Annotated in this window: 8 protein-coding genes; 1 reads left to right on the forward strand and 7 read right to left on the reverse strand. The window is 40.3% G+C overall.

What is annotated here, in order from left to right; all coding sequences use genetic code 11:
- Window positions 1-240: 240 nt before the first annotated feature.
- The 7 genes from ACLI1A_RS19115 to ACLI1A_RS19145 form a co-directional block, all read right to left on the reverse strand.
- Window positions 241-735, reverse strand: coding sequence for an N-acetyltransferase family protein (locus tag ACLI1A_RS19115; protein WP_411410303.1), 495 nt, complete (start codon window positions 733-735; stop codon window positions 241-243).
- A gap of 10 nt (window positions 736-745) precedes the next feature.
- Window positions 746-1,408: a thiamine diphosphokinase gene (locus ACLI1A_RS19120; protein ID WP_411410304.1), complete on the reverse strand. Its 663-nt coding sequence runs from the start codon at window positions 1,406-1,408 to the stop codon at window positions 746-748.
- A gap of 137 nt (window positions 1,409-1,545) precedes the next feature.
- The gene (locus ACLI1A_RS19125) at window positions 1,546-2,370 is read right to left on the reverse strand and encodes a DUF4249 domain-containing protein (protein WP_411410305.1); all 825 of its coding nucleotides are present in this window, start codon (window positions 2,368-2,370) and stop codon (window positions 1,546-1,548) included.
- Window positions 2,371-2,395: 25 nt separating this feature from the next.
- Window positions 2,396-4,774 carry a TonB-dependent receptor gene (locus tag ACLI1A_RS19130; protein WP_411410306.1) on the reverse strand — a complete coding sequence of 793 codons (2,379 nt, stop codon included), beginning with the start codon at window positions 4,772-4,774 and terminating at the stop codon, window positions 2,396-2,398.
- 271 nt (window positions 4,775-5,045) lie between these two features.
- Window positions 5,046-7,472: a DUF4114 domain-containing protein gene (locus tag ACLI1A_RS19135; RefSeq protein ID WP_411410307.1), complete on the reverse strand. Its 2,427-nt coding sequence runs from the start codon at window positions 7,470-7,472 to the stop codon at window positions 5,046-5,048.
- Between the two features lie 192 nt (window positions 7,473-7,664).
- Entirely contained in the window at window positions 7,665-8,084 is a 420-nt protein-coding gene (locus ACLI1A_RS19140; protein WP_411410308.1) for a response regulator, read from the reverse strand.
- 117 nt (window positions 8,085-8,201) lie between these two features.
- A complete protein-coding gene (locus ACLI1A_RS19145) occupies window positions 8,202-10,274 on the reverse strand; it encodes a tetratricopeptide repeat protein (RefSeq protein WP_411410309.1) in 2,073 nt (690 codons plus the stop codon).
- Window positions 10,275-10,419: 145 nt separating this feature from the next.
- On the opposite strand from ACLI1A_RS19145, the gene ACLI1A_RS19150 reads away from it, so the two are divergent.
- On the forward strand, window positions 10,420-11,685 hold the full coding sequence (locus tag ACLI1A_RS19150; RefSeq protein ID WP_411410310.1) for an oligosaccharide flippase family protein: 1,266 nt from the start codon (window positions 10,420-10,422) through the stop codon (window positions 11,683-11,685).
- Window positions 11,686-11,697 lie beyond the last annotated feature (12 nt).

The following is an 11,697-nucleotide window of genomic DNA, read 5'->3' on the forward strand; positions in this document are numbered from 1 at the left end:
TTGGGGCAGGGATTATAACCGAAGAACAAAAGATAACACACAAAACAACAAAGGCAGCCATTGGCTGCCTTTGTTGTTTTATGTATTATGAGAGAAGGAACGTTTACAGATAAGAAAGCGGTGTATGCCTTTAGCCCCGATGGGAGCGGCATCCTGTGAGCCTGTTGGGCTTGCAGATACAGCGGACAGCGGGTGCGACGATAATAAAAAAAGCCCGGATGAGTGGGCTTCAGGAGAAAATTAGTTGAGTAATAGCTGCATGAATTGTAAATCGAGCCAGCGGTTAAATTTAAAGGCAACTTCCTTTAATATTCCGGCTTCGGTAAATCCGAATTTTTTATGAAAAGCAATACTACCCTGGTTAGCGGCATCAATGCAGCCTACCATACAGTGGTAGCCTTCGGCACGGCAAAGCTCTATAAGGTGGGTGAGGAGTAGCCTGCCAATTCCCTTGCCATGCTGCCCTTCTATAACATAAACTGAATGCTCTACGGTGGGTTTGTATCCTATTTTTAACCTAAAAGTTCCATAAGTAGCAAAGCCCAGTACACTACCGTTTTCTTCAGCCACAATAACCGGCCAGTTGCCTTGTTGCTTGTCAGCAAACCATTGGCTTATTTCTGCTTCTGTCTTGGATTCGTAATCGTAGTTTGAAGTGGTATGCAATATATTGTGATTTGTTATATCACGTATCACTGCGAGGTCTGCTGTTGTTGCTCTGCGTATGGTAATCATCGTTAATTTTTTAATCAAAACATTCCATCATTATTAAATCACCCTCACGGTGTTCTATTACTACCATACCGTCTTTTTCGGTTTCATTGCTGCTACCCGTACGGTAACCTATTGTTAAGGCTTCATCCTGTAAAGGGTATTTCAGGTTTTTTGTAGAAATTCCTTCAACTTTTCCAATCGGGATTAACGAAATAGGAGTGCCTTGAGGGTACCATTTTTCAAACTTATTTGGCAGCAGGAATATTTTGCTGTGGTCGTCCAGCAAAACGATTTTCAGTTTATCTCGAAAGCGTACTATGTTTGTAATGTTTGTAATGGTATGATCAGCACGCTTTCCTGTTGCCCAAATGACATTTACAGCCGGTATTTTTCGGGTGATGAGATAGTCAAATGCCTTTTCAAGGTCTGTTTTTTCCTGATCGGGAGTGTACACTATTTCCAGGGGATATTGCTGTTCAAGGTATTTTTCGGGAGCAAATCCACGGTCAAAATCCCCAAGTAGCACATCTACCTTAATGCCAAGTTGCATCACCCTGTCTATAGCACTGTCTAAAACAATTACAAGCGGCGACCATTCCAGGAGCTGCCCCATAAGCTCTTTACTGCATTCGGCTCCGTTGGCTATAATAAGTGCCGGTTCCTGGTCGTCTCGTACTATGTGGTGTGATGACATTTTTGTGTTTTACTGTTTTTACAAATGTAGTAACTTATAACGGATATATTGAACATAGGCTGGCTACAGAGAATGCTACGCACTAATGCCTGTCTTGGATGAGACAGGCATTAGTGCGATATTAACTGATATAATGCTTACTCGGTAATTGTGTAATTAAGTGTGTCAACTTCGGTTACACGGAAATACCCGAGGGCATAGTTGTCAATGTTAGTTTGGTTGACCATATTACCACGAACACTTGCAGGTGTGGTTGTAAATGGCCCGCCACCGTTTCCACTGGAAACTTCCAGTAGTTTTTCCATGTAGTTTTTGTATCGTTCTGATATGCTGAAGAGCTTTATACCGAGTGTTTGCCCTGCTTCAAGATCTTCATCACTGAAATTACCGAACATTTGATTTCCCTGTGTAAATTCGTCATCGAAAACATCATAATCAGGGAATGGAAGTATCTCGGCATCAAAACGTACCATATAAAAGTTATTAGCGCCTGCATCGTCCATAAAGTAAAAACGGACTTCGGTTTCATCACCCAAAAAACCACCATCATTTATTTGCTCTACAGTGGTAATTTCCGGTACAGGATATAAAGTTTCTACCGCGGTATATGTTTGTCCGTCTGAGATTATGGTAAGTGTGTATGTTTCGCCAAGGAGAGGTTCAAAATTATTGCAAACATATTCGCCTGTACCCGGAGTTTCTATAAAAGTGAACAGGGTGCCATCTGAGCTTGATACTGTTACCGATGCGCCACTTACTACCGGTACTTCTGTTTCATAGTAGCCTGTAGTTGTAGTAAGTTTTATGGTTTGGTTGTTTCCTGCAGTTCCTTTAACCCAGTCAAGCGAAGCATCTACTACCAGCCGAGGTGCGGCTGTTTCCAGATCTACATCTACTACTTCTTCGCAAGAAGCGAAAAGCAATGTTGTAGCTATTAAGAGTATATATGTTATTTTTTTCATGATTCTAAAGTTTGATTGATGGTGCTTAAAACTTGAAGTTGTACGTTACACTGGGTATCATCCCGAATATTGATAGCCGTACAGCCTCACTGGTTCCTGTGTCTTCGTTTTGGCGGAAGCTGATAGAAGCTGCATTTTGCCTGTTGTACAGGTTGTAGATACTAAATACCCATTCGCCCTGCCATTTTCTTCCTTTTTGGTTTTGTGGTGTTAATGTAGCCGATACGTCAAGGTGGTGATATGCCGGTAACCTGTTCTCATTTCTTAATCCATAGCTCGGAACAGTAATGTCTCCATAATGGTACTGTCCGTTAGGGTAGGTTACAGGTCTACCGCTTTGTAATGTAAATATGGCGCCAAATTGCCATTTCTTACTTAGTTCGTATGAACTTGTAACCGACAGGTTGTGCAGTTTGTCATAACCTGTTTTATACCACTGGCCATTGTTTATACCTATTTCATTTGGTGTACGACCGGGTGTTTGTTGCTCAGAGCGTGAAAGGGTGTACGATACCCATCCTGTTAATTTACCTTCATTTTTTCGAACAAGAAGCTCAAGCCCGTAAGCTCTTGACTTTCCTCTTAAAAGTACTTGCTCTATGTTTTCGTTTGCAATAAGATCGGCACCGTCTATATAGTCGAGCCTGTTTTTTATGTTTTTATAATACGCTTCGGCTTCAATAGAATAAGCGTCATTTTTCAGGTTGCGGAAATAACCTACTGCGTACTGGTCCAGCAATTGTGGTTTAAGGTAATCGTCGCTTGGCGCCCATACATCGAGAGGAGTAGGCGATGCGGTGTTGCTTATAAGGTGCAGGTATTGCGCCATTCTGTTATAGCTGGCTTTTAAAGAACTATCGTCGTTAAGGCGGTATGATACCGCTGCACGCGGCTCCGGATTGCTAAATTGGGCTATAACATCGCCGCTGTCATAATAGCGTGTGCCTATAGGCGTAGCTTTTTCATAAATCTTCAGGTCGTCATCGTATGCCACAGGCTGGTTGTTAGCGTAAATATTCATGGTCTGAGCACCAAGCCTGTAAAAAAGACTGTAACGAAGACCGTAGCTCAGTGTAAGTTTATCGGTTAGCTGTTGTTCGGCGTCAATATATACGGCCGGTTCCAGTGCGTACTTTTTGTCAAGCTTATCAGGGTTTATAGCAGAGTCAGATCCGGTAGGGGTGATTTCGCCGGGGTTAAAGCTATAGTATATTGCATTAACACCATAGGTAAGTTTTATTTTGTCGTTTACGTAGTGTTTAAAATCGTATTTAAAATTATAGTTTTTAATACCGCTATCCCATTTAAAACCTACATAGTCAAGTGTAAGTCCATAATAGTAATCACTATATATCAGGCTCATATTGCTAAACAGCTTGTCGCTGTATAAATGGTTCCAGCGCAGGTTAAACAAAGTATTACCATAAATATTATCAAAGCTGCTGCTGATGTTCATAAGGTCGCGACCAAAGTATCCTGAAAGGTAAACGTTGTTATTATCGTTTAGTTTATAGCTCAGCTTTGTGTTCAGGTCATAAAAGGATGCCGAATTGTCGTTCCCCGAAAGTTTCAGGAACAGGTGTGCATAACTTGTACGCCCGCCAATAAGGAACGAACCACGGTCTTTTACAATAGGCCCCTCAGCAAGTAAGCGGCTTGATATAAGCCCAATACCACCGTTTACGTGGAATTCGTTTTTGTTACCTTCTTTCTGGTAAATATCAAGTACGCTGGAAAGCCTGCCACCATAGCGTGCGGGGATACCACCCTTGTATAGCTTTATCTCTTTAATGGCATCGGCATTAAATACCGAAAAGAACCCGAAAAGGTGCGAGGAGTTAAACAACGTTGCTTCATCCAGTAAAATAAGGTTTTGGTCGGCTGCACCGCCACGAACGTTGAAGCCCGATGATCCTTCGCCTGAATTTGTTACACCCGGCAATTGCATAAGCGACTTGATAACGTCTGTTTCGCCCAATACCACCGGCATCTTTTTAATTTCGGCCGACGTAAGCCGGTTCATACTCATTTGAGGTGTGCGTACATCTGCCTTAGGCTTGTCAGTACTAATAACTACTTCCTGGAGTTCGTTTGCACTACTTGTAAGGTTGTAGTTTTTTCTTACGTTGCTGTTCAGCGCTACAGTTTCCTCTACAGTGCCAAAGCTTACATAGCTTATCTGTACAGTATAGGTGCCGGCCGGCAAAGAAATGGAGTAAAACCCATACTCATTCGTGGTAACTCCTGTTTGCAGTTCTTTAATGTATACAGTAGCGCCAATGAGGGTTTCTGTAGTGCCGGAATCGGCAATGGTGCCACTTAACGTAAATTTTTCCTGTGCACTGAGTCCGCAATACACAAGTAAAAAGAATACCGGCAGGTATTCTTTAATCAGTTTTTTCATAGTGTTTTTTATTGATTGACGATAGGCTAACGTATATCAGACGGGTTTTAGTACACTATGTTACAGGGATAATGATTTTTTAATACATAAGATGATCTATTAAAATATTTAATGGTATAGTGGAGTTGATACTTTTGACTGGAGTAATTTATTCAAGTCTACTCTAAAATGGTTCGAAAATTGTCCCATAAGGACCACATATAAAGAAAAAAGCGACATTGGAAAACAATGTCGCTTTTTTGTTTATTCTCTTAGCTGTTTTATTGTCAGATTATTTTACAATACATTTCGATTGATATTGTTTTCCGTTTGCCATAGCGCGTATAATATAAGTTCCGGTGTTCAGGCTTAGATTGTTTAGGCTGATGCTGGTACCGTTTTGGGTATTTAGCGTGTCGTTATAAACAATTCTTCCAGTAAGGTCTACAATCTGCACATTTGCTTTATCTACTGATACTGGTAATACTACAGTAGTGCTTCCGTTAAATGGGTTAGGATAGTTATAGAAAGTATTCTTAGCAGTTGCAGTAGCATCATTAATGCCTAAACTGTAGGTTCCTAAACTTGCATTGCTTACGCTGATGTTAAACGGTACAAATGTACTGTAGTTACCTATTACAGAGAAAACAAATCCTTTTATGGGCTGACCATTATAAGTTTCTCCCTGAGGATTTGCAAAACTGCTTAGCTGTATGCTTTTTGCACTAGCGGCAGGTTGTGCTTCGATCTGGTACCTAAGCCTATTATTCCAGTCGGTTAGTCCTTCGGTAACCATAACAACCTCTACTGCATGAGAGCTTGCAAGATTAAAGTTAATGGCTTCATAAGGGGTAGCATCAAATGTTAGCTCACCGGCAAGTATATTCCTGAAAAGGTTTACGGTGCCTTTTACTTGGCCTGTTAGGGCTGCATCCCTTTCTATATCGTAAGTGCCTGATGTGCTTTGGCCTTCGTAAGGTGTAATGGTAAAGTTCTCAATGGTTGTATCTTCGGTATTGTAGTCTACACCCCATGGACCATCGGCAAGATATAAACCGTCTTCCCTTGCAGAATTATTAGCAGTAATAGAAAAGCCTATATCAAACAGGCCGCCCGTAGTTAAGGTTAATGACTCGTTGTAGTCTCCTGTTAGGTTCGATGTAGTGTTTATCACTTCGGTCTCACTTACTTCAGTAGCTTTTTTATTACCCTGGAATGTAAGAGTAGATGAGGCTGATTTATTAATCATTTCCAGTGAAAGTTCGCCATTATGGTAGCTGCCTTTTTTTACAAATACGGTAGGTATCCTGTTTTCTATTTCGTCGCTCGTAAGCGGTGCATCGGTATTAAATTCGTCTATAATATGATTTACAATTGCCGAAACCTGCCCCATGTTTGTGCCCCATACCTGAAAGTTAAGGTAATTTGCTTCAGGATATTGTGCTATATTCCAGTAGCTGTGTAGTAAATAGCTCGATGCATTATCGGCTACGCTAAAGGTTAAGGCATACTCAGTAATACCGTTAGCCCTTTTCAGTTTTACCATTATTATTTTGTGTCCCTGAATGGTAACAGTCCTAACGTCTTCAAGAGAAGAGCCGTTTAGCCTGTCGCAAATCATTTTACTGTGGTTGTATACACTTCCTGTGGTACGTGTTGCAAGGGCTGCTGCCACACGGGTATCGCCAGAATAGTAGTCTACTGCGAACACTTCCTCGGCATTAGTTATTCCTATAAGATCTTGTGGACTGGAAACATAGGGTACTTCGTTACCAAACATTCCTGTATCAGGAAAAAGGTTTTCAATAGTAAGATTATCTACGCTTTTAAGGTAGCTTGCTGTAGGTGTATAGTGCGATTGTAATGATTTTTTATTTAAAAAGCTGTTGGTTTTTATACGTTTAAAGTTCCTGCGGGCTATCAGGTTAGCCAGGCTGCCGTTACTTTCCAGTCCGCCATCGTTACCGCTGCTTATGTCTGCTGCCTCACTTATATCGGCCACGTTTGCAGTACGCATTGCGTTATATGGGTTAGCTGTAATATAAAACATAGCATCATTAAAGTCCTGGTCGCAGCCAGAGTTGTCTCTCTTTATGTCTTCAAATCCTAATATTATCCTTTGGTTATCAGGATCGTTGATAAGTACATTGTGTTGCCTTATATCAGGGTTTGTTTCAGGATTCCATTCCTGGTTAGAATAAAACTTCCAATATCCTGCCCCTACAGATGATCCATTCCATCCATTTGATATAAGTATCCATCCTATACCTGTTCCTGCAGAAAATGAACCAATTTTTACTTTAGTTCCCCGTGCCAGGTTACCACCACTGTTTGGTAAAGAAGCGTTAGGGAAAATAATGTGTATATCTGAGTTTAACGGTGGGCTTGTAGGCGGATTAGTGATACTATAGGTATAAAAACCTAAAACATTACGATATCCGGCTCCTTCGTCTACAAATGTTACATATACATCTGCATCTTCTAGAAGCTCGATATTAGTGTCATATCCCGATGATATATACTGCGGGTTATACGTAGGTACCGGGTACCCCTCAGGTACCGCACTTTGAATTAAGCTAAGTGTAGCACTGCTTATAACATCTGTACCTTCTATAACGGTAGGAACACCATTAGAATCATAGGTGCTTAAAAACTGATATCCTTGTGCATAAGTTACAACTCCGTACATAAGGCTTGCTAAGAGTAATAAACGTTTCATATTCTACATTTGTTTTTAAATTACTTTACCAAAATTATAATCTGTAAAGGCTATATGGTAGAATTTTCGACTATAACAATATGAAACACAGGTGAAAAGCATTTTGCTGTGGATGAATGGTTGAAAATCAACAAAAAAGGCTTTCGAAATGAAAGCCTTAGTAGTTATATTGTTTAAATTCAATAGTTTGCATTATGCGTGTTGTCCTATAAATTCATTGGTACACCAGTAATCCAGCATGTGCTTTATCTTATCTACATATTCTTCATAACGCAATGGAATGAGCAGGTAGCCACAAAGGTTCTGACGGTAATAATCAGTAATTTCACGTGGGCTTTCCAGATTGCTTAGTATTATGGCAGGAATAAACCGGAATAATTTATCCTGTTTAATAATGTTAAGGAATTTTTTACCATCAGTATTCTGAAAGTGTGTGTTCATTACTATTATATCAGGATATACTCTCTTTGTTTTAAGCACGTCCAGGGCTTCATCATTAGTAGAAACTTCAACAACTCTGTGTGGTGCATTAAGAGACTTAATAACCCTGTTAAATTTCATAACCTCTACCACATCATCTTCTATCAAAAGAATGTTTAACGACTTCTTCATGGCTAATAAAATTAATTGATTAAGTCAAAAGTACTATTACATCGTTTTCGAATTGAAATGATTTAGACTAATCGTATTTTAGCTGTCGGTGAGATGCAAATTTGTTTCGTTAAAACGCTAATTGGTTGCTTTTAAGAATATTGGCCTTGATGTGATAAACCATTTAAATCGTAAACCAAACTCGGTATATGTAAAACCGGCAGCTGTAGCAGAGGCTATATTACTGTGAAGCCCATAGAGGTTAGCCACAAGCCTGTCGCTAAATTTGTAACCAAATTTAGCCTGTAAACGGTAAGTTCCCTGCCTGCCGTCACTTTCTATCCACTGAAAACCTGCGGCAGCATTAAGGGCATAATAAATATGTTTGGCTTCGGTCACCTGCTCATCTTTTAAAAAGTCGGCAAATACCTCACACATATTAAAACGACCGGGGCTGAAATACGTTTCGGGGTGTTGTTCCTTAAAAGTGATGTACTGGTAGTTAATACCAGCCTTAACTACAGGGTCATTCATAAAACTATAGTAAAGTGATGTAAACAACAGATTTCTTTTGTTATTATCGGATTGTGAGGTGTAAAAATATTGGGTAAACCATCCTAAATTTATATTAGTACCCATATTATAGTTTATGTACAGGTTGTCAGCAGTAATTTCACTGTTTACAAGATCGGCATTAAAGTTTTGTACATCGCGCTTATAACCGGCCTCCAAGTCTTGCAGCTTGTAGGGCTTGGCTTTAATAAATACATCTATAAGTGCCTGGCTATAGTTATTGCCATAAGCATTAGCCGATGTAGAACCTACAGATACATTAGCGCTTACTTTAGGGGCAAACTGGTATTGAACCCCAATCCTGAAATCATTTGTTTCTGCCGAAAGATTTGTTACTGTATTTTCGGTTTTACGGTACTGGTAAAAACCTGTAAAAGCCCATTTAAAGCTTACCGGGAAATGTAAGGTTGTTGCGCTAAGGTTTGCGCGGTTATTACCATTATCAAAAGAGTGTGCTACCCGCTCTTCTATATAGGGCGCGTATGCCTGGCTTAGTTTTACAAGGAAACCTGCGGCATCTTTCTGGTTTTCAAAAACACTGAGGGTTTTATTTACGGCATCGTACGCTTTATACGGATTTCCGTCTGCAAAATAAGCATTGGCTACCCCCAGGTTTCCGTCAAAAGAAAGCGAATCGTTAACCAGTATGCTTTCATAATCAGTAATACTGTGTTTAAAATTACTCTTATACATACCCAGTGTTGCCGATAGGGCCAGTACCCTGTTTTCATTAGGGTACTTTTCGGCTTCCTTAGCTATTTCTTCTTCTGCTAATTTGTATTTTTTATTCCATATCAGCGCCTGTATATACCGTTCGCGGCTTAGTTTAAGCAGTTTTTCATCGTGTAGGGTGTCCGCTTTTTTTACGGCTTCCTGTGCCCAAACCAATGCCTTCTTTTCCTTTTTATTTATGTGTTCCGCTAATGATATACCATTTAATGCTACTATGGTATCTTGTGGGGTTGTAGCTATTTCCCTGTAGGTCTGTTTGGCATTTTCGCCGTCACGTATCATCAGGTAAATATTAGCTTTATTAAGCAGGGTGTCTTTATCTCCCGGAAAGTCAATAAGATTATCGTTTAGCATGGCCAGGGCTCCACTATAGTCTCGCTGCTGCACCAGTTTGGCCTGGTAGCCCAGCCTTATGTACTTTCGTGATACAAGTGCATTGGCATTTCCGGGCGAAACAGCCAACGCCCTGTTTACATAATCCAGCGCTTCGGGATATTCTTTCAGGTTGCTAAGGGTATTAGCATACCCCAGCAAAGCCGGAAAACTTTCAGGGTGTTCCGCTGCCAACCTACTGTAATATTCTTTTCCTTCGGCAAAACGCTTGTTCCATAACAACGATTCGGCATAGTTAAGTTCCAACTCAAAATCGCCGGGATATTGCTGCAGCATTTTTGTAAAAATGTCTGTGGCTTTTTCCGGGTTCCCATTAAGCCCCACTGCTCGTCCGTAGCAAAGATTGGCCGTTTTGTTATCGGGGTAGTCTTTTATAATTCCGCTAAAGAAGGTTTCTGCTTTGGCAAACTCACCTTTTTCAAGGTATCCAAATCCTTCCTGCATGTCCTGACCGTAACAAAATGAGGTTATGATGCTGAAAATTAATACTGTAAATAATTTCTGAAATTTCATCACTATAGTTGGATTAGCTACTATGCAATTTACGGATTAGTTTCCAATATTTCATCTACGCAAACCTGCCTTTGAACGAAATAAGAGGTTATTGAGCTAAAAATCAGGAGAATTTTGTTTCTGCAACCACAAAAAAATTCTGATCATGATAAAAAGTACAATCATTACGCTACCTAATGCCAGAAGCATTTCTAAGGAACAGGTTTTTATGTTTTCTGCTGTAATAGTTAATGCCGGTAACTACCTGTATAACCTGATATTGGGCAGGCTACTGGGACCTGAAGCATTTGCCGATGCAGCGGTGCTGATAACCATGCTGCTGATTTTATCTTTTATAGGTATGACATTCCAAATTGTTTCGGCTAAGTATACTGTACTGCTTGACGCTGACCACCTGGAATCGTTTCTTGCGGTCTTTTCTAAGATTGCTTTATTTTCCGGGGCAGCCCTGGGTATTGTAATAGCATTGATGAGCCAAGTATTACAAAGCGTTTTGCACACCCATTCTGAGTTTATGTTCCTCATTTTTGGGGCAGGCCTTCCGCTTTATTTTATTGCAAGCCTTAACAGGGGCGTTTATCAGGGGAGGGGGGAACTGAAAAAACTTGCTTTTACATATCAGTCAGAAATGATAAGTAGGTTAGTGTTTACCCTTAGTGTACTGCTAAGTTTTACATCGCTAAACAGTAGTATTGTTGTTTCTATGGGAATTCTCATATCGTTAATAACAGCGTTGTTTCCCTTCCAGAAAAGGATACTAATAAGCGGATCAGCGTTCAGAAATTCCGGACTGAACATAAAGCCTGTACTGATTTTCTTTTTGCTTACAGCCTTTTATGAACTTACCCAGATAGTTATAAACAACAGCGACATACTGCTGGTAAAGCACTATTTCCCACAAAAAGAGGCCGGGCTTTACGCATCGCTGGCACTTATAGGGCGCATAGTATACTTTGTGGCATGGATGTTTGTAATGATGCTGCTTCCGGCTGTAATAAAGCTGAGCAAAGAAGGCAAAAATACCCGTCCTGTACTCATGAAATACGTGGCATATATAGCAGTACTGTCTGCAGGTATAGTTATAGGGGCATTACTGTTTCCTAAACTGGCTGTAAACATTCTTTTTGGGTCGCAGTTTTTGGCTATAGCACCACTATTGTGGCTCTATGCCCTGGCTACCTCAATATTTGCCATAGCCAATATCTTCTCTTACTATTTCCTTTCATTAGGGCAATACATACCTGTAGTAATATCGGCGGTATTAGGACTTTCTCAAATAGTGCTGATAATACTTTTTCACAGCTCCCTAAAAGAGGTAGTAATAGTGCAAGTAGTTGATATGGCAATACTTCTGATTTTTCAGCTTGCTTATTTCTTTTACCATACGAAAAAAAACAGTCGTCGAAACTAACCCGTCCATTAG

Origin of the sequence: Flavobacterium sp. RHBU_3, assembly GCF_046613565.1 — a bacterium.
Taxonomy (GTDB): Bacteria; Bacteroidota; Bacteroidia; order Flavobacteriales; family Flavobacteriaceae; genus Flavobacterium.

Coding starts and splice junctions, on each gene's coding strand:
- ACLI1A_RS19130 (WP_411410306.1), bottom strand. CDS start 4,774: ATGAAAAAACTGATTAAAGAATACCTGCCGGTATTCTTTTTACTTGTG.
- ACLI1A_RS19120 (WP_411410304.1), bottom strand. CDS start 1,408: ATGTCATCACACCACATAGTACGAGACGACCAGGAACCGGCACTTATT.
- ACLI1A_RS19140 (WP_411410308.1), bottom strand. CDS start 8,084: ATGAAGAAGTCGTTAAACATTCTTTTGATAGAAGATGATGTGGTAGAG.
- ACLI1A_RS19125 (WP_411410305.1), bottom strand. CDS start 2,370: ATGAAAAAAATAACATATATACTCTTAATAGCTACAACATTGCTTTTC.
- ACLI1A_RS19150 (WP_411410310.1), top strand. CDS start 10,420: ATGATAAAAAGTACAATCATTACGCTACCTAATGCCAGAAGCATTTCT.
- ACLI1A_RS19115 (WP_411410303.1), bottom strand. CDS start 735: ATGATTACCATACGCAGAGCAACAACAGCAGACCTCGCAGTGATACGT.
- ACLI1A_RS19135 (WP_411410307.1), bottom strand. CDS start 7,472: ATGAAACGTTTATTACTCTTAGCAAGCCTTATGTACGGAGTTGTAACT.
- ACLI1A_RS19145 (WP_411410309.1), bottom strand. CDS start 10,274: ATGAAATTTCAGAAATTATTTACAGTATTAATTTTCAGCATCATAACC.